This is a genomic window from Duganella sp. CY15W, assembly GCF_009857555.1.
In the GTDB taxonomy this organism is placed as follows: domain Bacteria; phylum Pseudomonadota; class Gammaproteobacteria; order Burkholderiales; family Burkholderiaceae_D; genus Rugamonas; species Rugamonas sacchari.
This window is the reverse complement of the sequence record NZ_WWCQ01000005.1, coordinates 63787-87161: the sequence shown is the minus strand read 5'-3', so window position 1 is coordinate 87161 and position 23375 is coordinate 63787. Positions and strand designations below refer to the sequence as shown.

At 60.5% G+C, this 23375-nt stretch carries 20 protein-coding genes and 1 tRNA gene; 14 read left to right on the top strand and 7 right to left on the bottom strand.

The window, feature by feature from the left end; translation table 11 throughout:
• Nucleotides 1-13 precede the first annotated feature (13 nt).
• From GTP58_RS22865 to GTP58_RS22845, 5 genes are all read left to right on the top strand, one after another.
• Nucleotides 14-253, top strand: coding sequence for a hypothetical protein (locus tag GTP58_RS22865; RefSeq protein WP_072787458.1), 240 nt, complete (start codon nucleotides 14-16; stop codon nucleotides 251-253).
• Between the two features lie 32 nt (nucleotides 254-285).
• Nucleotides 286-663, top strand: a complete 378-nt coding sequence (locus GTP58_RS22860) for a hypothetical protein (RefSeq protein ID WP_161079416.1) — start codon at nucleotides 286-288, stop codon at nucleotides 661-663.
• A gap of 60 nt (nucleotides 664-723) precedes the next feature.
• Nucleotides 724-2106, top strand: a complete 1383-nt coding sequence (locus GTP58_RS22855; RefSeq protein WP_161079415.1) for a TolC family protein — start codon at nucleotides 724-726, stop codon at nucleotides 2104-2106.
• Nucleotides 2103-3476 carry a multicopper oxidase family protein gene (locus GTP58_RS22850; RefSeq protein ID WP_161079414.1) on the top strand — a complete coding sequence of 458 codons (1374 nt, stop codon included), beginning with the start codon at nucleotides 2103-2105 and terminating at the stop codon, nucleotides 3474-3476. The genes GTP58_RS22855 and GTP58_RS22850 overlap by 4 nt, the downstream gene beginning before the upstream one ends.
• A 63-nt stretch (nucleotides 3477-3539) precedes the next feature.
• Nucleotides 3540-4796 (top strand): voltage-gated chloride channel family protein, encoded by a 1257-nt coding sequence (locus tag GTP58_RS22845; RefSeq protein ID WP_161079413.1) that lies wholly within the window; start codon nucleotides 3540-3542, stop codon nucleotides 4794-4796.
• On the opposite strand, the gene GTP58_RS22840 is transcribed toward GTP58_RS22845, so the two are convergent.
• Nucleotides 4793-6385 (bottom strand): mechanosensitive ion channel family protein, encoded by a 1593-nt coding sequence (locus tag GTP58_RS22840; RefSeq protein WP_161079412.1) that lies wholly within the window; start codon nucleotides 6383-6385, stop codon nucleotides 4793-4795. The genes GTP58_RS22845 and GTP58_RS22840 overlap by 4 nt on opposite strands.
• A 104-nt stretch (nucleotides 6386-6489) precedes the next feature.
• On the opposite strand from GTP58_RS22840, the gene GTP58_RS22835 reads away from it, so the two are divergent.
• The 3 genes from GTP58_RS22835 (at nucleotide 6490) to GTP58_RS22825 (ending at nucleotide 8243) form a co-directional block, all read left to right on the top strand.
• Nucleotides 6490-6574, top strand: a tRNA-Leu gene (locus tag GTP58_RS22835).
• A 287-nt stretch (nucleotides 6575-6861) separates the two neighbouring features.
• Nucleotides 6862-7944 (top strand): hypothetical protein, encoded by a 1083-nt coding sequence (locus tag GTP58_RS22830; RefSeq protein ID WP_161079411.1) that lies wholly within the window; start codon nucleotides 6862-6864, stop codon nucleotides 7942-7944.
• A 98-nt stretch (nucleotides 7945-8042) separates the two neighbouring features.
• Nucleotides 8043-8243 (top strand): hypothetical protein, encoded by a 201-nt coding sequence (locus GTP58_RS22825; protein WP_161079410.1) that lies wholly within the window; start codon nucleotides 8043-8045, stop codon nucleotides 8241-8243.
• Between the two features lie 11 nt (nucleotides 8244-8254).
• Here the strand turns inward: GTP58_RS22825 and GTP58_RS22820 are convergent, their stop codons facing one another.
• Both GTP58_RS22820 and GTP58_RS31475 read right to left on the bottom strand, forming a co-directional pair.
• Nucleotides 8255-8545 (bottom strand): hypothetical protein, encoded by a 291-nt coding sequence (locus GTP58_RS22820; protein ID WP_161079409.1) that lies wholly within the window; start codon nucleotides 8543-8545, stop codon nucleotides 8255-8257.
• A 79-nt stretch (nucleotides 8546-8624) separates the two neighbouring features.
• The gene (locus GTP58_RS31475; protein ID WP_229215714.1) at nucleotides 8625-9305 is read right to left on the bottom strand and encodes a PEP-CTERM sorting domain-containing protein; all 681 of its coding nucleotides are present in this window, start codon (nucleotides 9303-9305) and stop codon (nucleotides 8625-8627) included.
• A gap of 315 nt (nucleotides 9306-9620) precedes the next feature.
• Between GTP58_RS31475 and GTP58_RS22810 the strand changes: the two genes are divergently transcribed.
• Both GTP58_RS22810 and GTP58_RS22805 read left to right on the top strand, forming a co-directional pair.
• Nucleotides 9621-10463, top strand: coding sequence for a hypothetical protein (locus GTP58_RS22810; protein WP_072787450.1), 843 nt, complete (start codon nucleotides 9621-9623; stop codon nucleotides 10461-10463).
• Between the two features lie 22 nt (nucleotides 10464-10485).
• Nucleotides 10486-12705, top strand: a complete 2220-nt coding sequence (locus GTP58_RS22805) for an acylase (RefSeq protein WP_161079408.1) — start codon at nucleotides 10486-10488, stop codon at nucleotides 12703-12705.
• 12 nt (nucleotides 12706-12717) lie between these two features.
• Here GTP58_RS22805 and GTP58_RS22800 read toward each other — a convergent pair whose 3' ends face one another.
• The 3 genes from GTP58_RS22800 to GTP58_RS22790 are packed head-to-tail and all read right to left on the bottom strand — an operon-like array spanning nucleotide 12718 to nucleotide 15658.
• On the bottom strand, nucleotides 12718-13104 hold the full coding sequence (locus GTP58_RS22800) for an HNH endonuclease (RefSeq protein ID WP_161079407.1): 387 nt from the start codon (nucleotides 13102-13104) through the stop codon (nucleotides 12718-12720).
• A gap of 17 nt (nucleotides 13105-13121) precedes the next feature.
• A complete protein-coding gene (locus tag GTP58_RS22795; protein ID WP_161079406.1) occupies nucleotides 13122-14294 on the bottom strand; it encodes a PLP-dependent aspartate aminotransferase family protein in 1173 nt (390 codons plus the stop codon).
• Nucleotides 14291-15658, bottom strand: coding sequence for a pyridoxal-phosphate dependent enzyme (locus GTP58_RS22790; protein WP_161079405.1), 1368 nt, complete (start codon nucleotides 15656-15658; stop codon nucleotides 14291-14293). Before GTP58_RS22790 ends, GTP58_RS22795 begins: the two co-directional genes overlap by 4 nt.
• Nucleotides 15659-15761: 103 nt before the next feature.
• Between GTP58_RS22790 and GTP58_RS22785 the strand changes: the two genes are divergently transcribed.
• The 4 genes from GTP58_RS22785 (at nucleotide 15762) to GTP58_RS22770 (ending at nucleotide 21179) form a co-directional block, all read left to right on the top strand.
• A complete protein-coding gene (locus GTP58_RS22785) occupies nucleotides 15762-17387 on the top strand; it encodes an ATP-dependent endonuclease (protein WP_161079404.1) in 1626 nt (541 codons plus the stop codon).
• Between the two features lie 46 nt (nucleotides 17388-17433).
• Nucleotides 17434-17994 carry a thymidine kinase gene (locus GTP58_RS22780; protein WP_072787444.1) on the top strand — a complete coding sequence of 187 codons (561 nt, stop codon included), beginning with the start codon at nucleotides 17434-17436 and terminating at the stop codon, nucleotides 17992-17994.
• A 158-nt stretch (nucleotides 17995-18152) separates the two neighbouring features.
• Complete coding sequence (locus GTP58_RS22775; protein WP_229215713.1) at nucleotides 18153-20234, top strand: carbohydrate-binding protein; 2082 nt, start codon at nucleotides 18153-18155, stop codon at nucleotides 20232-20234.
• 15 nt (nucleotides 20235-20249) lie between these two features.
• The gene (locus tag GTP58_RS22770) at nucleotides 20250-21179 is read left to right on the top strand and encodes an alpha/beta hydrolase (protein ID WP_161079403.1); all 930 of its coding nucleotides are present in this window, start codon (nucleotides 20250-20252) and stop codon (nucleotides 21177-21179) included.
• Here the strand turns inward: GTP58_RS22770 and GTP58_RS22765 are convergent.
• On the bottom strand, nucleotides 21160-23310 hold the full coding sequence (locus GTP58_RS22765) for an ATP-binding protein (protein WP_229215712.1): 2151 nt from the start codon (nucleotides 23308-23310) through the stop codon (nucleotides 21160-21162). The two genes, GTP58_RS22770 and GTP58_RS22765, sit on opposite strands and share 20 nt — an antisense overlap.
• Between the last annotated feature and the right edge of the window lie 65 nt (nucleotides 23311-23375).

Genomic DNA, 23375 nt, shown 5'->3' with positions numbered 1-23375 from the left:
TCAGGAGGCTATCATGGACCAACTTCACTACAAAGGCTGGGAGATCATCCCGACCGTGCTGCCCACCGGCGACCACCAATGGAGCGCCAGCTGCGACCTCGCCCGCAAGACAGCGGATGGCGAGGAAGTGTTTGAAGGCGCCACCATGCAGTTCGTCCGCGCCAACAAGGACGACGCGCTGACTGCCGCGTGCGAGGAAGCGGTTACGCAAATCGACAACATCATCGCCAACCCGCTGGTCCGCATGGCCTGAACGGCCGCTGCGGCTTGTGTTACCATAGCCGCATGACTGTTCTGCTGCGATCCTTTGTCGTCTGGCTCATGCTGCTGGCACTCCCTTACCAGGGATACGCTTCGGCGCAGATGCTGCTGTGCGTCGTTCCGGCGCCGGTGAGCACCCAAGCGATGGTCATGCCAGACGGTCCGCACGATCATGCGGCCATGCTCAAGGCCGCACATCAGCATGATGGCGACAAGTCATCCAGTCATTCCAGCATGAAGTGCAGTGGCTCGGCATGCTGCGCCGCAGCCGCTCCGGTTCTGGCGCTGACGTTGCCCGCGCCGGTACTGCCGGCGCTCTCCGCTGCTGTCGTCTACACTGATTTTCTCCCTGCGGTCGATCTGGCCCATCCTGAACGTCCTCCTCAAGGCCGCTACGCCTGATGACGCCCAAGCTCCGTCTGCAAGCTTGATCTCCCTGTAACGATTTTTGAGGTATAGGACATGAATTGTCTGTATAAACTCGCCGGTGGCGCCAGTCTGGTGCTGCTGTTGAGCGGCTGCGCATCGCTGTCCGGCGATGGCGGCTTTGGCGCCGCCGCTGGCGTGAGCGAGGCGCGTACCGGCGCCAAGGCCAGTGTCGCTGGCCATCTGCCGCGCAATGACGACGATGCGCGCGCATTGGCGGCCGTCATTCACGAGAAACTGGGACAGCCGCTGGCTGCCGACGACGCGGTGCAGATCGCACTGCTGAACAACCGTGGTTTGCAAGCCAGCTATTGGTCGCTCGGTGTGGCAGAGGCGGACCTGGTGCAGGCTGGCCGTCTGCAAAATCCGGTGCTCGACTTTAAACGCAGCCATGGTGGCGGCGAGGTTGGCATTGAACGCACGCTGACCTTTAACCTCATCGGCCTGATTACGGCGCCGATGGCCAGCCGTATCGAAGGCCGCCGCTACGAACAAAGCAAACTGCTGGTCGCAAACGAGGCGCTGAAAGTAGCGGCGGACACACGCCGCGCCTGGGTGGACGCAGTGGCGTCAGCGCAGATGGCAAGTTACGCCCAGCAGGTTGAGGCATCGGCCCAGGCCAGCGCGGAACTGGCGGAACGCATGCGCAAGGCAGGCAACTGGAGTTCGCTCGATCAGGCGCGCGAGCAGGCGTACCACGCGCAGACGCTGGCGGATGTGGTCCATGCGCAGAAGGCAGCGGTGGCGGCACGTGAAAAGCTCACGCGCTTGCTGGGTCTGAGCGGTGAGCAGGCCGTGAACTACCGTTTGCCGGATCACCTGCCCGAGCTGCCGGCCGCGCCGCGCGAGCTGGCTGACATTGAGCAGACCGCGCTCAACGAACGTCTGGATATTCAGGCGGCCAGGCTGGATACCGAGCAAACGGCATCGACGCTGGGGCTGACCAGGACCACACGCTTCATCAATGTGCTGGATATGGGCGTAGTCCGCAACAGCGAAGGCGCAACGGCGACGCGTGGCTATGAGCTGTCGCTGGAAATCCCGCTGTTCGACTGGGGCTCGGCGCGTGTCGTGCGTGCGGAAGCGACCTATATGCAGTCAGTGAATCTGCTGGCGCAGGCTACCGTCGATGCACGCAGCGAGGCGCGTGAAAACTATGCGGACTACCGTGCTTCGTATGATCTGGCGCGTCATTACCGCGACAAGGTGGTCCCGCTGCGCAAGCAGATTTCGGATCAGACCCTGCTGCGCTACAACGGCATGCTGATGAGCGTCTTTGAACTGCTGGCCGACGCGCGCGAGCAGGCCACTGCCGTCAGCGGCTACATCGCCGCGCTGAAAGACTACTGGACCGCGCAAGCCAACCTGGAGGCCGCGCTGGGCGGCCGTCTGCCTACCAATAAAGGAGTACAACCATGACCACCCGCAGATCTTTTTTAAGTGGAGCGGCGACCCTGATCGGCGCTGGCATGGTGACCAAGGCTGGCGCGGCGTCGGTGCCGGAAGCGCCGGTGCAGTCGTCTGCCGCCACGCAAGGACCGTTGACGCCACCGAATGGCCGGCCGTACAACCCGGTCGTCACGCTGAATGGCTGGACGCTGCCGTGGCGGATGAAGGATGGCGTCAAGGAGTTTCACCTGGTGGCGGAGCCGGTCGTGCGTGAGATCGCGCCCGGCATGACGGCCAACCTTTGGGGCTACAACGGCCAGAGTCCGGGGCCGACGATTGAAGTGGTGGAGGGCGACCGCGTACGCATCTTCGTCACCAACAAACTGCCTGAGCACACCAGCGTGCACTGGCACGGCCAGCGTCTGCCTAACGGGATGGATGGCGTGACGGGGCTGACCCAGCCTGGCATCGCGCCGGGCAAGACCTTTGTCTACGAGTTCGTCGCCAGGAATGCAGGCACCTTCATGTACCACCCGCATGCGGACGAAATGGCGCAGATGGCGATGGGCATGATGGGCTTCTGGGTCACGCATCCCAAAGATCCCAAGCTGCACGCGGTGGACCGCGATTTCGTCTTCCTGCTGAGCGCTTACGACATCGATCCTGGCAGCTATACGCCGAAGATCAATACGATGACGGACTTTAACCTGTGGACCTTCAACAGCCGCGCCTTCCCGGGGATTGATCCGATGGTGGTGCGCAAGAACGACCGTGTCCGCATCCGCGTGGGCAATCTGACCATGACCAATCACCCTGTGCATCTGCATGGCCATACCTTCGAGGTGACGGGCACGGATGGCGGCTGGGTGCGGCCGGCGGCGCGCTGGCCCGAGGTGACGACGGATGTCGCGGTCGGCCAGATGCGGGCGATCGAGCTGGTGGCCGATGAACCGGGCGACTGGGCCTTCCATTGCCATAAGTCGCATCACACCATGAATGCGATGGGCCATTCGGTACCGACCATGATCGGCGTGGATCACAGCGGTGTGGCGCAGAAGATCAATAACCTGGTGCCGGGTTATATGGTGATGGGCGACAAGGGCGCGGCGATGGGCGATATGCAGATGCCGATACCGGAAAATACGCTGCCCATGATGACGGGACACGGACCTTTCGGCAGCCTGGATATGGGCGGCATGTTCACGGTGTTGAAGGTCAGGGAGGGGCTGGCCCGCAACGATTACAAAGATCCAGGCTGGTACCAGCATCCACAAGGCACAGTGGCGCGTGAATGGACGGGCGAACTGCCGGCCGCGCCACGCGCTCCCGGTGCGCCGCCATCCAGGCCTGCCGAGGCAATGGATGTGAAACGTGACGGCGACATGCATCACCATCACTAACCGAAGGAGTGGGCTGCGCGCGATTTGATCCGTCCCGGCAGATTTGTTAGTATGCAAAGCTCTATGAAGCTAACTCGCTACCCGGAACAAATCGCGCTGCTGCCCTACATCGGCAAGTGGCTCACGCTCGCCAGCCTGGTCGCCGTGCTGAGTGGCACGGCTTCGGCCTTGTTTTTGTTTGCGCTGGACTTCGCCACCAACTGGCGTGAGGCGCATCGCTGGATCATCTGGTTCCTGCCGCTGGCCGGCTTTGTGGTCGGCTGGATCTACCTCAAGGTTGGCAGCAGCGTGGAGGCGGGGAATAATCTACTCATCGATGAAGTCCACGACCCCAAAAAAGTAGTGCCATTGCGGATGGCGCCCCTGGTCCTGATCGGCACCGTTGTCTCGCACTGGTTTGGCGCTTCGGTTGGCCGCGAAGGGACCGCCGTGCAAATGGGCGGCACGCTGGCCGACCAGTTGACGCACATCTTCCGGCTGCGCCACGCCGAGCGCCGCATCGTCCTGATGGCCGGTATCAGCGCGGGCTTTGCTTCCGTATTCGGCACGCCGCTGGCCGGTGCGATTTTTGGGCTGGAGGTGCTGGCCATCGGCCGCCTGCGCTATGACGCCATCTTCCCGTGCATGGTGGCGGCCATCGTCGCCGACCAGGTTGGCATGGCTTGGGGTGTGCATCATACGCACTACGCCATCAGCACCATCGCGCCGGTGACTTTCTGGAGCGTGGCGGCAGTACTGGCCGCAGGCATCGTGTTTGGGCTGGTAGGCATGGCATTCGCCAAGTCCACGCATGCCGCATCGGCATTCATTAAGCGTTATATTCCGTATGCGCCGCTGCGCCCCATGCTGGGTGGCGCGGTCGTTGCTCTCGCGGTGTGGTGGCTGGGGACACGGTATATCGGCCTTGGCATCCCGGTTATCGTGGAAGCTTTCCAGCAGCCGCTGGCGCCCTGGGACTTCCTCGGCAAATTCATCTTCACGGTAGGCTCGCTGGGCAGCGGCTTCAAGGGCGGCGAAGTCACGCCCCTGTTCTACATCGGCGCTACCCTGGGCAATGCGATGGCGCCGTTGCTGCATCTGCCGTTTGCACTGCTGGCGGGACTGGGCTTCGTCGGCGTGTTTGCGGGCGCCGCCAACACGCCGCTGGCGTCAACCATCATGGCGATTGAACTATTCGGGCCGGAGATCGGACCATATGCGGCGCTGGCGTGCGTGGTGGCCTATCTGTTCTCCGGCCACAACGGCATCTACCGCGCCCAGCGCGTTGGCCTGCTCAAACACCGCCTGCCACCAGTCGCGCGTGACCGCATCAAGGATTAGGCCTGCTCTGGCGGCGTGTAGTCCTGGATGAAGTGTGGTGACGTGATGTGCACGCCACGTTCGGCAAACACGTCGTTGATCTGCTGGTGCAGGCGATTCAGCACTTCGGCGCGCTGGCGCGGGGCTTCTGCATTGGCATAGGCAACCAGCTTGTATTCGACATAGAAATCCGATAACGCGGTCTGCATCACATACGGCTTGGGTGTGCTTGCGATGTCCGGTGTGCGCTGCGCCGCGAGTTCCAGCATTTCGTGCACTTGCCGCCACGGCGTGTCGTAGCCGATGGAGATTTTTGTATCGACCACAAAGCCCGCGCCTTCCAGCACGCGTGAATAATTTTTGCTGGTGTTGGATAGCACCCAGGCATTCGGCATGGCGATTTCTTCACCCAGACCGGTACGCAGACGTGTTTCGAACATGCCCAGCTCCACTACCGTGCCTTCGGCATCACCGATACGCACATACTCGCCTTTGCGCAGCGTGCGCGCGTACATCAGGATTAAGCCGCTGGCGCCCTGGCCGACGATGCTGGAGGCGCCTATCGATACCATCAGGCCGACCAGCACCGACAAACCCTGAAACGCGGCGGTCTGCGCACCCGGCAGGTAAGGGTAGGCCATGGCCAGCGCGAACAGCCAGATCACCACGTTGGCGATGCGGCGCGTAGGCGCGGCGGTGTCCTTGTCCAGCCAGCCCGCCTGCAGCTCGCCGCTTTCCACGCGCTGGAAGATGGAACCCAGCGTCAGCATCACCAGACGCGCAATCGCGATGATGACTGCCACCAGCACCAGTCCCGGCAGCGCATTGACGATGCTGGTGGCGACGCCACTGATGATGTCAACCAGATAGTCCTGCAAACGCTCACCCCAGCTGCGCGAGTAGGGGATTTTGCCGAGTATGAAAGCGAGCCACAGATACGTGGCAATCAGGCGTAGCGCCCAAATCAGCAGATGTACAGCGTGGCGCATGAAGCGCACGTAATGCTCCGCATCCAGCACGCGCACGTTTTTCACTTTGACGCGACTCAGGCGGCGGCTGATCGCCTGCGCCGAGCGCATGCCCACCCAGCGGTGCAGCAGATGCAGCCCGCGCAGCACCAGCAGCCATGCCAGCGTGGCGATGGCGCACAAGCCGGCGGCAATCGCCAGATAGCGCGGGCTGGCTTGCTCGCGGCGCTCGGCCAGGGCTTTGGTCAGCTGCGCCGCGCTCTCTGTCGCCACGCTGTCGGTGGTGTCGCCGGCCAGCGGGTTGGTGTCGGCTGGCGTGACGAGAAACAGCAGCGCGCCGTCCAGCATCACCTGCGTGCCTTCGTTGATGGGATGGATGCCCGGTTGCTGCGCGCCGTTGCGGGCGAGGGCGGCATCCAGGCGCTTGCGCGCGCCTTCTGCGCGATCGTCCGGCGTGAAGCCTGCCATGGCGGTGCGGAACACGAAGATGGTGCGGCCGGCCAGTACCAGCTTGGCTTGCGGTGGCGCGGCTGGCGCGGTGGTTTGGGCGGGGAGGGGCAGTGCTGGCGCAGCGGCTGCCAGCGCGGGGCAGAACAACGGCAACAGCAATATGGCGCACAACAGGCGGCGCAGAACAGTCATAAACATCCTCATGGCATCGATCTTGACAATGATGCCATGTTATCGGATTTAATAGTTGTCTGGCAGTTACGGCTGGTTCATGGCATAATATTGGGCTTGTGTGGGCCTCGATGGTGAAATTGGTAGACACAGGAGACTTAAAATCTCCCACCGCAAGGTGTGCCGGTTCGATTCCGGCTCGAGGCACCAGCCCCCCCCCCTTCCTATTCGTTATACAGCAACGCACGATGCACAGATCATTCGTGTTTATCCAGCATATTCCCGCGCACTTTAGCAGCTGAAAAGCTTTCAGCGACCACGTGTCACGGCAATTGCCTTGTCTGCCTATATGCCATAGCCCGAGAAACACATCGCAGAATGCTTGCTGCTGTAGCGACGCTCGGCGGCTAGCGAAAATTGCAATTAAGTAATATTGCAAATATAATATATATTTTATGCATGGGAAATTAAGTCCCAATCAGGGTGATAAAAATTTTATGATGAAATTAGCAATCTCAATGTTGGTGGTCAGCATGCTAACTGCGTGTGGTGGCGGTGGATCAGCCGGTGGTGCACCTTCTGATGTACCACTGACACCTTCAATACCAACTGTGTCGCAATCAAGCACTCAACCTTTGCCGACAGCCGGCGACTATTACACTTACCGTTCCACTGCTCCTCATCAAAGTTTGTTTGACGCAAATGTCAACCCTATTTTGACGCCAGAATATTTTCTGTACACATCGTATTTCCCCATTGGCGGTGCTAGCGCCACTCAGTTAACCCAATGGGGGTCTCCGTATTTCAATACTGACAATCAAGTAAAATTTGCTGATGGTGGCATAGTGAACGTGGAAGACTCTTTAGTTGGATGCGTGTATGTCTATGCACAACCGTGGAATGAGATCCCTTCGACCGTGACAGTCGATAAGTCATGGGAGACTACCACGGCGATCAATAAGGGTAGCCGTTGCAGCGGTCTTGACATGCCAGGCCAGTTGACAACCAGGGGTACAGCTGTCGCAGCTGAAACGATTCAAGTAGCGGCCGGTAGCTTTAACACGATTAAAGTGGTTTTCCAGACTTCGCTACAGAAATTAGACGGCACGATCACTCGAAGAGGCACTTGCTGGCGGGATGTGGCGTCTGGCATGAACGTAAAATGTAATATCGAAACTGTCGTTCCGGTTGGGGTGTTAGGTGGAAAAAGCGGTAGTGTGACGGATGAATTAGTAAGCTACTCGACCGCTGCAACGGGCAAGTTGAAGTCGGGCGTCGAGCGCTTTGCGGGGTCCTGGAAAGATACGTTTACTTCTGATGAATCGACCGGTTGCTTGATCTATATCGAAGCCACTGGGACAATTCGCGGAAGTTGTAAATCTCGATATTTCCCGAACGTCAGTCTGCCGGTAAGCGGGCGTATTGACACGGCTGGTAATGCAGATTTTACCGTTAAATCGTCTTTTGGCCCGACCTATCTCACGCATTACAAGGGGAAGGCTACGGATGTTGCGACGATGAACGGAACATCGGATTCCACGATGAGCAGCAGCGGCGAATGGCGTTTGAAGCACTTCTAATATCCGCGTATTCCGCCAAGCCCCGCTGAATAGCGGGTCTTTATTCCCGTTTTGCGCTCAAGCACATGCTACCATCCCAGTTTTTCTGAATGAGTGGAATGATGGCGTCTGAAAAAACGACAAAGGTTGTGTTGGCAGCAGCGATGGTGGCTGTGGTGCTGGGTGTGGCGGGGTATGTGGTGGTGTTCTGGCATAACTATCAGGGATGCCAGCAGCTGGAGGCGGAGGCTGTGAAGAATGGCCAGCCGATGTCTTGCGCGGATATCAAGGCCGCTGCGAAAGCTGCGGCCCGTCGATAAAAAGCGGAGGCTTACGCTTCTTCGATGAGTTTGAAGCCGGCCCACGACAGGGTGGTGACTTCCACTACCAGTACTTGCGGTTCGTCCTGGACGGTGCTGGACAAGCGGTACACCGCGTCACGCACTTCATTGATGGCTTCATTCCCGCTGTAGCAGTACTCGCCTTGTGGCAGGTAGTAGCCTTTGCCGTCGTCGGCCTTGATGGCGCCAGCGACGTTGTATTTTGCCAGCTCAACGTTCAGACGGTCATAAGTGTCGGCATTAGCAGCAGTGTAAGAAACGCGGATGATGTAGTTAACCATGTTAAATCCTTATTGTTGAAGCCGCATCATGGCATAAAAAAACGCGCCGTAGCGCGTTTTTTATTGATGCAGGGAATAATTACTGCGGGCGGCGACGGCGGGAAATGACACCAATCAGGCCCAGGCCAGCGAGCATCATGGCGTAGGTTTCCGGCTCCGGTACCGCGTTCACGGCCGACAGGGCATTCGCGGTAAAGGTGGTGTAGTTGCCGTACTGGTTGTTCACAAAGCTCTGGCCGGAGGGAACGCCGTAATTGCCGTAGTAGCTAGAAATGCCGACGGTATTGTTACCGACCGAAACATTGCCCAAGGTGATGCTGAAGTGCGCGGTGCTGCCTTGCTGGTAGACCGATTCCGTGTACTGGCCCCAAAAGGTGAAGGCCTGATAGCCGGCCGGTGCGACCATATTCTGTGTCGTGTTGCTGCCACCCAGGGCCAGGTCCAGGCCGGTCGAGGCGCCGGTACTCCAGAAGCCTGGGTTACCAACGTAGGGCGCTGGTGGCGTGACACTGAGCACCTGGGCGCCGGTCGGAATGTAGATGGTAAAGCCATCCAGGCCGGTCTGGGTACCCGCGTAGCCCTGGCCCAGGTTGGTCACGGAATAATCGAAGACAAACTGATTGCTATGGCCGGCGACGGCGGTGGCGCTGGAAGTCAGTGCGTATTGGCCGCTGAGGCTGGTTTCAACGGCATTTGCGGCATTGCTGAGTACTGCAACGACGGTGATGGCGGCAAGCTTGAGCGAAATCTTTGCAATCATGTTGTTTCTCCGAAGAATTAATATTTACTTCATTGCATCCAAGGTAGCATGAACTCAGTTTAATGTCGTTGTTAGAGTGGAACTTGTGTTGCAAATAGTCCAAAAAGCAAAGCCCCGATCAGGCGGGGGACCTGTCGGGGCTTTTGGTCAAGTGTTTGGAGAAAGCACGTTTGACTGGATGTGATAGTAAAGTGGTTTTCTTAAAATTGCCTTAGTAACCATGTCGTGAGCCGGCCCTTTGGCCTGGCGGCGGGATGGTGTAGCATGCTGGACGGCGAGCGGGCAGGGCCTGTCGTCAGGAATTCAAGGATAGATATGCAAATCAAAATCAATGACGTACTGCGCGCTTACATCGAGCCGCTGACCGAAAGCGAATACCAGGCGCTGGAGCGCAGCCTTCTGACGGAAGGTTGCCGCGACGCGCTGGTGCTGTGGGAAGATGTGCTGGTAGATGGCCACAACCGCTACCAGATCTGCCAGGAGCACGGCATCCCGTTCAAGGTAACGGAGAACACCAGTTTCAAGACCATGGAAGACGTCAAGCTGTGGATGATCGATAACAACCTCGGTCGCCGCAGCATTTCGGACTACCAGCGCGGCGTGCTGGCGCTGCGCAAAAAAGAGATCATGACGGCCCGCGCGCTGGAACTGGCCGCAGAAGCTGCCGCCGAGGACGCGAAGATCGCGCCGCCGGAAGGTGAAGACGCGCCGGCCAAGAAACCGGCCGCCATGCCATTGGCGTCACGCGAGGATATCGCCCGCGCCGCGCGCCTGAGCACGGCCACCATCGGCCAGATCGAAAAAATCCAGAAAACGGCAGCGCCCGAACTGGTGGAAGCTGTACGCACCGGCACCATTTCGATCAATGCCGCTGCCAACGTAGCGTCGCTGTCGCCGGAACAGCAACTGGCGGCGGTCGCCGGCGGCAAGAAGGAGCTGCAAAAGGCCGCCAAGGAAGTGCGTGAATTGCGTGCCGCCTCGCGTCCGCAGAAGGAGCCAAAAGAAGGCCGGCCAGCATCCACCGTCGATTACGGCGATGTGCCAAGCGATGTCGCCGAGCTGCGCGCCGAAAATATCGCCCTGCGCGAGAAGAACGCCGCGCTGCTGGAAGAAATCACCGCCTTGCAACGCCGTATTTCCGAGTTGGTCAGCGCCTGATAAATCACTGGAGTCTTAGTCCATGCAGCGACTGCATACCCCGTTTGCCTTGATGTGTTTTGTTTCAATCAGCGCGGCGGTGGCAGCGCCTGCAGCGGCTCCCAAGGCTCCGGCGAGCGAAGCGGCACGCCTGAAAGCTGCCGCACAACGCGTGACGGTATTGCGCGACAAGTGGGGTATTCCCCACATCTACGGCAAGACCGATGCCGATGCGGTGTTTGGCATGGTCTACGCGCAGGCGGAAGATGACTTCCATCGTGTGGAACTCAACTTCATCAACGCCATGGGCCGCCTGGCGGAAGTGGAGGGCGAGGCCGAACTGTATCGCGACCTGCGCATGAAGCTGTTCATCAATACCGATGAACTCAAACGCCAGTACGCCATCGCGCCCGCCTGGCTGCAGAAACTGATGAACGCTTGGGCCGATGGCCTGAACTACTACCTGCAAACGCATCCCGATGTGAAGCCTGCGCTGCTCACCAGGTTCGAGCCGTGGATGGCGCTCAGCTTCAGCGAGGGCAGTATCGGCGGCGACATTGAAACCATCGACATCAAGCAGCTGCAAGAACTCTACGCCAACGGTGCCAAGGCGCCGTTGATGCAGCCGGTGCTGATGGCGTCCAGCGCCGGCGTGGACCTGGACAAGGAGCCGGGCGGCTCCAACGGTTTTGCCATCGCGCCAGCGCTGACCAAAAATGGCCGCGCGCTGCTCATGATTAATCCGCACACCTCGTTCTACTTCCGGCCTGAGATCCAGGTACATAGCGAAGAAGGCCTTAACGCATATGGCGCCGTGACCTGGGGCCAGTTCTTTGTCTATCAGGGCTTCAATGACCGCGTGGGTTGGATGCACACATCCGGCGGCGGCGATGTCATTGACGAATACCTCGAAACCATCATCGAAAAAGACGGCCGGTTCTACTACCAGTACGGCAGCGAACAACGCCCGCTGGAGGCGGTCGATATCGCGCTGCCGTACAAGACCAGCGATGGCATGGCCAGCAAAACGGTGCGTGTCTACTACAGCCACCACGGCCCGATTGTGCGCGCCAGGGATGGCAAATGGATCGCCGTGCGTTTGATGAATGAGCCGTTGAAGGCGCTGACGCAATCCTTCATCCGCACCAAGGCACGCAGCTACAAGGCCTTCTACAAGTCGATGGAGCTGCGCACCAACTCCTCCAACAACACCGTGTACGCTGACGCGGACGGCAACATCGCTTACTTCCATGGGAATTTCATCCCGCGCCGTGATCCGCGCTTTGACTGGAAACATCCGGTGGATGGCAGCGACCCGGCGACGGAGTGGCATGGCCTGCACGAGGTCAAGGAAACCATCACGCTGTTCAATCCAAAGAACGGCTGGATCCAGAACACCAATAACTGGCCGTACACCGCCGCTGGCTCATACAGCCCGAAGGTAAAGGACTACCCGGCTTATATGTCGATGAATCCCGAGAACCCGCGCGGCATTCACGCCGTTCGTGTGCTGGAAAACAAAAAGAACTTCACCATCGACAGCCTGATCGCGGCAGCCTACGACACCCAGTTGCCGGCGTTTGAGCCATTGCTGCCGCAGCTGTTTGCAGCGTACGACGAACTGCCTGCCGAGGATGCGCGCAAGTCCTCTCTGGCGCCGCAGATCGCCGCACTGCGTGGCTGGGATATGCGCTACTCGCTGGCGTCGACCGCAACCTCGCTGGCGATCTACTGGGCGCAGGATTTGTGGACCACCTATCAGCCTGCCGCCAAAGCCAGGGAGGTGCAGGTGCTGGATTACCTGCAGGCCGCCCTCACGCCGCAGCAGCGCCTTGAAGCACTGGAGCATGCCAGGGACAAGCTGACCGGCGATTTCGGCAACTGGCAAACGCCATGGGGCGAGATCAACCGCTTCCAGCGTTTAACCAGTGACATCGTGCAGCCCTTCGACGACAGCAAACCAAGCTTGCCGGTGCCTTTTGCCTCGGCTAACTGGGGTTCGCTGGCCGCCTATGGCACGACCAGCAAGCAGACGACAAAACGTATCTACGGCGAGCGTGGCAACAGCTTTGTCGCAGCGGTGGAGTTTGGGCCGCGCATCAAGGCGCGCAGCATCCTGGCGGGAGGGCAGAGCGGCAATCCGGCCTCGCCGCATTTCTACGACCAGGCCGCGATGTACGCGCGTGGGGAGTTCAAGGACGTGCTGTTTTACAAGGCGGACGTCGAGAAAAATCTGGAACGCCGCTATCACCCAGGCGAATAACCCGGCGAATAATCAGGGCTGCGGGAATTCAGCCTGCTCCGGGTGTTCGACTTCGCTCACTTTCACCCATTGCAGGTTTTCTACCTTGTTATTGCGGACGTTGCCGTCGCGGTGGCGGATGGCGGGCAGCTTGTTCGGATTCGGCAGATAGACTTCCGCCACCAGATCGTGCACATAGAATTCGCCGGTCCGCGTGCCGCCGCGCAGCTTGACCTTCAAGCCTTCAGGATACAGCGTGGGCTTGAGTGCGCTGACCTTCTTGCCTGCGGCCAGCAGCACCCGTCCGTCTTTCGACACCTTGTAATAATCGCTGCCAACCACCGGTTTGGCGCTGGCAACGACGATCGAATAGGCGAAGCCCAGCACCAGCACGCCGACAATAATGAGTAAAAATTCCATGCGCTGGATATTAGCAGCTAAATAGCATCCAGCGAACGGCGAATATCGGCCTTTAGATCCTCTATATCTTCAATTCCCACCGACAGCCGTATCAGACCGTCGCCTATACCCAACACTGCACGCTGGGCGGGCGGGATGGAGGCGTGGGTCATCAGGGCCGGATGCTCGATCAGGCTTTCGACGCCGCCCAGGCTTTCTGCCAGTGCGAACACCTTGCACGATTCGAGGAAGCGGCGCGCGCCTGGAAGATCCGTATTCAGGTCGATCGAGATAATGCCACCGAAGCCCTGCATCTGCCGCTTGGCCAGCGCGTGCTGCGGGTGCGATTCCAGGCCAGGGTAAAACACCTTGCGCACTTCCTCCTGCTGCTCCAGCCAGCGCGCCAGTTCCAGCGCGCTGGCGCAGTGGCGTTCCATGCGGATCGCCAGCGTCTTCACGCCTCGCAGCGCCAGGAAGCTGTCGAACGGTCCTGCGATGGCGCCCACGGAGTTCTGCAAAAACGCCAGCTGCTCGCGCCATGCCTGCTGATGCGGCTCGCCGCCCACCACCGCGATACCGCCGATGATGTCCGAGTGACCGTTCAGATACTTGGTTGCCGAGTGGACGACAATGTCGAAACCCTGTTCCAGCGGGCGCTGCACGATGGGGCTGGCGAAGGTATTGTCGGCGATGGCGATGATGCCGCGCTCACGGCAGATTTTGCCGATGGCCTGCAAGTCTGCCAGCTTGAGCATGGGATTGGTCGGCGTTTCGACCCATACCATTTTGGTTTCCGGCTTGATGGCGGCCAGCAGGTTTTCAGGATTGGTCAGGTCGACGTAGGTGAAGTCATGGCCGGCGCTGCGGCGGCGCACGCGTTCAAACAGGCGGTAGGTGCCGCCATACATATCGTCACCGGCGATGATGTGCGAGCCCGCGTCGGCCAGTTCCAGCACCGTCGATATCGCGGCCAGGCCGGAAGCAAAGGCGAAGGCCTGCGAGCCGCTTTCCAGGTCGGCCACGCAGCGCTCCAGCGCCCAGCGCGTCGGGTTGTGCGAACGCCCGTAGTCCAGGCCTTTGTGTACGCCGGGGCTTTCCTGCACAAAGGTGGAGGTGGCGTAAATCGGCGGCATGATGGCGCCGGTCGATGGGTCGGGCGATTGGCCGGCGTGGATCACGCGCGTGGCCAGCGCGGCTTTTTTGTCGTTCAAGATAAGGTCCTTCTCAGATGGTTAAGCAGGTCGTAGCGGGTAATCAGCCCGTAGAAGTTTTCGCCTTCGGCCACCACGGCGGTCAGGCCGCGGTCCAGCACATCGCGCAGCGCGTGCATGTCGGCGGTGGGCGGCAGGATCTCCAGGCGCTTGGTCATGGTGGTGCCGACGGCGTGGTTGAAGCGCTCCGCATCGGCGCCGACGGACAGCAGTAAATCGGATTCATCGACAATGCCAACCAGCTGGCCCTTGTCGATCACCGGCAGCTGCGCCACGTCGGCAGCGCGCATGCGGTTGAAGGCGATCATCAGCGTATCTTCCGGCGTGACGCTGATGACTTCTCCGGCGTCGAAGCGGCGGCCGATCAGGTCGCGCAGGTCGTTGTGCTTGCGGCGTTCCAGCAGCCCCTGGTCGCGCATCCAGCCGTCATTGTAGACCTTGGACAGGTAGCGCGTGCCAGTGTCGCACACAAAGCTGACCACGCGTTTGGGCGTGGTCTGTTCACGGCAGTAGCGCAGTGCGGCGGCCAGCAGGGTGCCGGTGGACGAGCCGCCGGGGATGCCTTCCTCTTTCAGCAGTGCGCGCGCGGTGGCAAAGCTCTCCACGTCCTCAATCGTGTAGGCCTTGCGCACGGCGGTCATGTCGGCGATGGACGGGATGAAGTCTTCACCGATGCCTTCCACCGCCCACGAACCGCTGGTTTCCGCGACATGGCCGGTGTCGATGTATTCCGCCAGGATCGAGCCTGCGGGGTCGGCCAGAATAAATTCCACATGCGGCGCCACTTTGCGGAAATAGTTGGTCAAGCCGGTCAGCGTGCCGGAGGAACCGACACCGACCACGATCGCATCGACGTTGTGCGCCATCTGTTCCCAGATTTCCGGACCGGTGGTGGTTTCGTGCGCCAGCGGATTGGCGAGATTATTGAACTGGTCCGAATACCATGCGCCCGGCATCTCGGCAGCCAGCCGCGCCGCATAGTCCTGGTAGTACTCGGGATGGCCTTTGCCCACGTCGGAGCGGGTGGTGCGGACCTCGGCGCCCAGGGCTTTCAGGTGCAGCACTTTTTCCGTCGACATCTTGTCCGGTACCACCAGCAGCACGCGGTAGCCTTTCAGGCGCCCGACCAGCGCCAAGCCCAGGCCGGTATTGCCGGCCGTCGCCTCAATGATGGTGCCGCCCGGCTTGAGCAGGCCTTCGGCCTCGGCAGCTTCAATCATCGCCAGACCGATACGGTCCTTGATGGAGCCACCTGGGTTTTGCGATTCTAGTTTAAGGAACAGCTGGCAGACGCCGGTATCGAGACGGGTAATCTCGGCCAGTGGCGTGTTGCCGATTAAAGAAAATAAAGCAGGGCTACGCATACGATCTCCAAAGTGTATTTCTGGCAAGTATGCTCTTTTTTTCAAAGACCTGCAGCTATAGTATCGGCAATGGAATAGCAGCTCAGGCCGAAAGGAAACGAATATGCACATCAAGGCCATGGCGTTCTGTGGGATACGCCGCCTCAACGCGTTTGCTTCTTGGGACGAACACCGACTGCTGGCGTGGCGCGCTCAACGCACGTGGTATGACTTCAAGGACATCAACATCGTCATCGGGGTGAATGGTGGTGGTAAGACAACTTTACTGGATATGGTGCGCATGTTGGCTCAGCCAGCCATCCTGGCCACGCTGCCGCGTGAAAACCTGGAGGCCAAGGGGCTGACCGCATTTGAATTTGCGTTTGCTGACGGGGCCAGCTTGATCGGGCAAGCGCGCAGCCATCCGGCGGATGACATGCCTTCGGCCGCAAATGTCTCGACGACCAACCATGAGGCGTTGAATGCGCAGTGGTTGAACCTGCTCTGCCGCTACCAGGATGGCACAAGGTGTTCGTTCAATCGCAATGTGAGCAAGCTGCGGCTGGACGATATATCGGAGCAGGAGTTGACGGCGCAGTTTGCACGGTTTGGCTGCCAGGTGTGCTCCTGGCCGTCCGCTGCAATTCAGGAAGAGAGCGCGATGATCGAGGCGCTGAATCAGGCGGCGCTTCATCTGCCCGGCGTCTGGTCGGAGAATGAACAGCTGGACGAATTCTTTCATATTAGCGGACAGGCGTCCGAAGGCCTGCTGGCCAAGCCGTTCTATCAGCACGATAACGGCCGCCTCGGTGTCCTGTTGTCCGACGACAGCCGCCAGAGCAACCATATACACTGGTCCACTTTGCCAAGCGGATGGCGGCAAATTGCAGACCTGTTCGCTTGGCTTGGCGCCGTCCCAGCCGGGGCCATTTGCCTGATTGAAGAGCCCGAGGTTCATCTGCACCCGCGCCTTCAGCGCTATCTTGTGAAGGAGGTGGAGCGCATCACTGTGGAGCGGGGGCTGCAGCTCTTTATCGCCACCCATTCTCCGGTTTTTCAGCAGCGTAATGCCTGGCAAGCTGACGTGTCGCTGTTTGAGGCGAATGCCCAGCGGCTGCTTAACTGGCAATCGGCAGGCCGGGTGCTGGATGCGCTGGGGATCAGGGGGGCGGATATCTCTCAGAGTAATGGCATCATCTGGATAGAGGGGCCGTCTGACCGCATCTACATCAAGCACTGGTTGACGCTGTATTGTGAAACTCATGGCCTGGTGCAGTATCAGGAACATGTGGATTATGCGTTTGCATTGTATGGCGGCGCGTTGCTGAGCCATGCGAGCTTGTGCGATACCGGTGATTTCATTGAACTGCTCAGCATCAATCGCAAGCTGATGATTGTGATGGACCGGGACGACGACTTTACGACGGACGCCGCAGGTGACCTGCTATGCGTGTCGCCGCGCTCGGCCAAAAAACGCATTCTCGACGAGCTTCTTGCCGCACATGGCAATACCGAGTGTGCCTGGGTGACGGATGCCTACACGATGGAGTCCTACCTGCCACTCACTATTCGGGACGGGTATTTCAAGTTGCACAAAAACAGGCTCAGGCATCTGAGAGGTGAGAAGGTAGCCATCGCTGGCCGCTATGTGCGTGAACATCTGGCATGGGCAGGCTGCACCAGCATGCCGGATCAACTGGCCGTGCGCATGGCAGTGCTGCATCGGATGATTCAGTCCTGGACGTTGTAATCTGGCCGCTATAATGTCGGCTATAAAAATTATTTGTTAGAACAACGTGGCAAAACTCTATTTCCGATACTCTGCGATGAACGCAGGCAAATCCACCGCCATGCTGCAGGTGGCGCATAACTACGAAGAGCAGGGACAGCAGGTTCGGCTGTTCACCGCCGCTATCGACAGCCGCTACGGCGTGGGCAAGGTCACCTCGCGTCTGGGGCCGCAGCGCGAGACCGAAGTGTTCGATGCGAACACGGATTTTCTGCAAACCATCGAACACAAGATCGCCTGCGTGCTGGTCGACGAGGCGCAGTTCCTGCTCAAGGAGCAGGTCAAGCAGCTGCACCAGCTGGCGCAGGTGCGCGGCATCCCGGTGATCACTTACGGCCTACGGTCGGACTTCCTGGGCGAACCGTTCCCGGGTTCGGCGTATCTGCTGGCGCTGGCCGACGATATCGAAGAAATCAAAAACATCTGCACTTGCGGTAAGAAGGCGACCATGAACATCCGCGTCGACGAAAACGGCAAGCGCATCAAAGAAGGCGAGCAGATCAGCATTGGCGGCAATGAAAGTTACCGCCAGGCCTGCGGTCGTTGCTTCTATAGCGAAATCCACTGATCCGCCACACTCCCGATCGCCGCACGCTTGCGGCGATTGACTCTCCAGAAACCCCAATGCTATAGTTTTCTTGCCAACATGGAAGCGTTTCCACTCTAACATGGAAGCGCTTCCAGTTCGCATTCAGGGTTCTTCACTAAAATAATCAAGGAGACCGTATGGAGACGAAACTGCAGCATTGCATCAGATGGATGGTGGCGGTGGCGGGATTGGCCGCCGCCAGCGCGGTGTACGCGCAAAGCGCCTTACCCGGCAAGGTCGAAGCGGAAAGCTATACCAGCATGAGCGGCGTGGCGCTGGAAACCACTACCGACACCGGTGGTGGCAGCGATGTCGGCTGGATCGACGCCAACGACAGCATGACCTACAGCGTCAACGTGGCCAACGCCGGCTGGTACACCGTGCAGTACCGCGTGGCTTCACTCAACGGCGGCGGGCAGGTGGTGCTGGCGCAGAACGGCAAGACCATCAGCGAGACCGCCAATATCGGCGCCACCGGCGGCTGGCAAAGCTGGGCCACCGTCAATTCCCACGTGTTCCTGCAGGCCGGTACGCAGAACCTCACGCTGCAGGCCAAGGCCGGCGGCTTCAATCTCAACTGGATCAACTTCACGCCGGAAGCGACCGGCGTCACGCTACCCGGCATCCGCCAGAACGGCAAGTACTGGGTCGACACTTCCGGCAACCGTGTCAATCTGCGCGGCGTGAACACCGGTAACTGGCTGGCGCTGGAGATGTGGATGATGAACACCAATCTCTCCAACAACGGCGCCGGCATCGGTGACCAGTGCACGCTGGAGACTGCGCTGACTGGCCGTTTTGGCGCGGCGGAAAAAGAGCGCCTGCTGTCGGTATTCCGCGACAGCTGGATCACCAGCCGCGACTTTGACCTGATGAAAGGCATGGGCATGAACGTGGTGCGCGTGCCGTTCCTGTATAGCCTGGTGGAAGACGATGCCCACCCGTACACGCTGCGCGCCGACGCCTGGAAGTATCTGGACTTCGCCATCAACGAAGCCGAAAAGCACGGCATGTATGTAATCCTCGACCTGCACGGCGCGGCGGGCGGCCAGGCTGCCGCCAGCGAGCAGCATGACGGCTGCGTCGGCGCGGCGCAGATGTGGACCAACAGCACCTACTGGGACCGTACCAAGTGGCTGTGGGACATGATCGCCAGCCGCTACAAAAACCGCACATCGATTGCGGCCTACGACCTGCTCAACGAACCGTGGGGCACGGATGCCACCACGCTGGCCAACCGCGCCTATGAGCTGTTCAACGTGGTGCGCGCCAAGGATCCCAACCACGTGATCCTGCTGCCGGGCCATAACTCCGGCATCGACGCGTATGGTAATCCGAACACGCGCGGCCTCACCAACGTGGCGTTCTGGATGCACTTTTATCCCGGCCTGTGGGGATGGAACGAAGTGCAGGGCGCCACGGCACAGGCGAATATGCACGCCAACTGGCTGCACTGCAATGTCAACGGCACCGGCGAAAGCTGCGACTGGAACGCCAAGCTGACGGCATTGAATACGCCGTTCCTGATCGGTGAATTCCAGCCATGGACGCTGACCGGCAGCTACGGCGGCCAGATCACCCGCAAGACCTATGACATCTACAATATGTACGGCTGGGCCGCGACCAACTGGGCCTACAAGACAGTCAGCTACGGCGGCTCGAATGGCGATACCAGTTCCTGGGGCTGGGGCATGGTCACCAACAGCAGCAACGGCGGCACCTTTGGCGCGCTGGATGTCGGCAGCGCCACCAACGCGGCGATTGAAAACTACTTCCGCAATTTCGCCACGCAGCCGCTGGTACGCAACGAAAGCATCGCGTACTGGATGAACTGGAAGGCGGAGGCCGGCCAGCGCATCGAGGCAGAGATGTTTTCCAGTCACAGCGGCATGCGAATGGAGACCACTACCGACGCGGGCGGCGGCTTCAATGTCGGCAACACTGACAACAATGACTGGATGACCTATCCAGTCAACGTGCCGAAGACGGGCTGGTATAACTTGCAGTTCCGCGTCGCCAGTCCGTACACCGGCGGCCAGCTGGTGCTCAGCAAAAACGCCACCGACCTCGCTGCGCTGACGGTGCCCAATACGGGCGGCTGGCAGAACTGGACTACCATCACGGGGACGGTTTATTTGACTGCGGGTCAGCAGGATCTGTCGATTTTTGTGCGGGTGGGCGGTTGGAACATCAACTGGTGGACGTTGACTCCACAGTAAGGTAGGCTTGGGTGCATGACCCTGGCCATCACCGATATTCCTTCGCTGGATAACCGGCGCGTAAAGACCAGCACAGAAGATGTGCTGGTCGATAAAGTCATTCCCGGCGAGCTGCTGGTGATTGCCTTCGGCTTCGTCTCATGGGACAAGCGGCCCGATTTCGATTTTTACGGCCGCCTGAAAAAGCTGGAGCAGAACAGCGGGCGGCACATCAACAAGGTGCTAGTGCGCGATTCCGGCAACAGCTGGTATCACCGTACGATTGCCGGACTGGGTGAGCATCCCGATGAAACGGCGCAGAGCCTGCGGGCGCTGATCGATGCCATCCGGCCCAGCAAGGTGGTTACCATCGGCCAGTCCATGGGCGCTTACGGTGCCTTGATGTATGGCCTGTTGCTGGAGGTGCAGCAGGTGATTGCTTTCGGCCCGCTCTCCTTGCTCGACCCGCAGCACGCCTTGCTGTATCACGAACGCCGCTGGCTGAAAGTGATGCGCGACCTGGCGGCGCGGCCACCGGCATCCGGCTATTATGATCTGCAAGCGCTGGCGCGCAGCAAAGCCGGCGCGCTGCCGGATATGCATATCGTGTTCGGCACCAAGCCGGATCTGGATCAGGCCACTGAATCCGTCAACCTGGACGCCATGCATGCCCATCGTCTCGCGGCTGCGGGTAACTGCACGCTGTATCCGTTCCCGTATTCAGGCCATCCCGTGGTGCAGCACCTGATCGACACCTACCGCATCAACGCGCTGCTGGCCAAGATCATCACCGGCATCACGCTGGACGACGAGGCGCGCGAGGTCACGCCGGACTGGCATGGCTGGATCGCCGAAAACCTGCGTCTCGGCAGCCCGCCGGAAGAGCTGGTGGAGATCCTCCAGCATCATGGCTTTGCGCGCGCCAGCAGCCTTGATGCGGTGAGGGCTAAGTCAGCGGCGCTGTAGCGCGCTGCAGGTCGGCCACGGTGGCGGGCTTGGTCAGGTGCAGGTCGAAGTCCGCCTCGTAGGCGCGGGTGATATCTTCTTTCTGGCCATAGCCGGTCAGCGCAACCAGACGCAGAGGCGTGCCGCCAGCCTGGTGGCGGATGGCCGCAGCCAGGGCGTAGCCGTCCATGTCGGGCAGGCCGATATCCAGGATCGCCACCTGCGGCATTTTCTGCCGCACCGCGTCCAGCGCTTCGGCGGCATTGTGGGCGACGCGCACCTCATGTCCCAGCAGCTCTAGCAAAGCGGCGCCGGCGCCGGCGGCATCCACGTTGTCATCGACCAGCAGCAGTTGCAGGCCTTCGACATCGGGCGCGGCGATGGCGGACGGTTCCGGCGCGGGCGCTGCGGACAGCGGCAATGTGACTTCAAAGCGGCTGCCCGTGCCGGCGCCCGCGCTATGCACGCTGACCTCGCCGTGATGCAGCTCAACGATTTTGCGCACGATGGCCAGTCCCAGACCCAGGCCGCCAGTGCGGCGCGCGAGGGATTGCGGCGCTTGCTGGAATGGTTCAAACACGCGCGCCATCAACTCTTCACTCATGCCGATGCCGTTATCGCTGACCACCAGCCGCGCATGGGTGGCATCAACAGTGAGCGTGACTTGCGTGGCGCTGCTGCCAAAACGTTCCGCGTTGGACAGCAGGTTGTTGAGCACCTGCGTCAGACGGCTGCCATCGCCCATCACCCATACCGCAGCAGGCGTCGACATGCTGATTTGCTGGCCGGAGGAGGTGGTGACAGCATGCCGCACCACGTCGGCCAGGTTGACGGGCGTGGCGTCGATCTGCAGCTTGCCGGAAGTGATGCGCGAGACGTCCAGCAAATCGTCCACCAGGCGGCGCAAATGCTGTACCTGGCGCCGCATCACACCGCGTTCGCGGCGGTTGCCCGGCTCATCGCGGAAGTCCATCAAGTCCAGCGAGGTGACGATGGGGCTGAGCGGATTGCGCAGCTCGTGGCCCAGCACCGCGAGGAATTCATCTTTCGCGCGGCCAGCTTCACGCGCGTCGGCCAGCGCAGTCTGATGGCTGGCCAGCGCCCGGTTCAGCGAATCCAGCAACTGCGCGCGCTCGCGTTCCTGCGCGTTGCGCTGATGCTCGGCCTGTTCCAGCGCCTTGCCGATGTTCTCAATCTCGATGATGGACGATGGCGCCAGTGTCAGCGGCGCGCCCGAGCCGAGTGCGGCGGCGCCTTGCTGCAGCGCTTCGATGGTACGCACAATCCGGTTGGCCAGCAGCGACGCCAGTAAGAAGCAGCCCAGCAGCGACAAGGCAATGCCGATGCCATAAACGCCCATGCGCTCGAACGCCGCCGCGCGCAGCTTGTCAGTGGGACGGCCGACAATCACTGCCCAGCCATAGCGCGACAAGGTGGTGTAGGCGGTAGCGACTTGCTGGCCTTCGGTCGTGACGGCGGTGCCGATGCCTTCCGGACCGGCGCGCATGAGTTCCACCAGCGACTTGCTTGGCGCATCGGCTACCCGGCCCTTCTGATCGCGGGAGCGCGCCACCGTGGCGCGGGCGCCATCGCGGATGGCGATGATGGCGTCGGTGGGCACCTGCTGGCGTTCGATCAGGCGCACCATGCGGTCCGGCAGAATCACGGCGGTCAGGGTATAGAGCTTGCCTTTGGCGTCAGTGATGGGGACCCGCACCGGGAACGCCGCGCGGCCACGGGGGCCTCGGGCGATGCGGCCGGCCACCGGCTGGTGGGTGGACAGCACCTGGTTCAGGCTATCCGGATCGGCGGGCGCGGCGGTTTGCTTTGCGCCGTAGCTGTCCATGGTACGGAACAGGATCTTGCCGCTATCGTCGGTCAGGATCACGCCCAGCCAGTCTGGCTGCGCCCTGGAGAGCGTGCTGGCAGCGGCGTAGAGCGCGGGCAGGTCGCCGTTTTGCAGGGCAGGGGTGCTGCCCAGCGTGGTCAGCGTGGCGACGGTGCCATCCAGTTCCGCATCGGCCGCGCTGGACAGGGCGCGCGCCAGGTCCAGCATCCAGCGCTCCTGTTCGCGCTCCTTGTAGTCGCCGGCCGCATGCAAACTCCAGCCGCCCAACAGGGCCAGCGGCAGCAGTCCGAGTGCGGTCAGCATAATCAGCACATACCGCAAAGAGAAGGCAAACCGTGGCCGTGGAGGCATAATATTTTGGAAAGGTA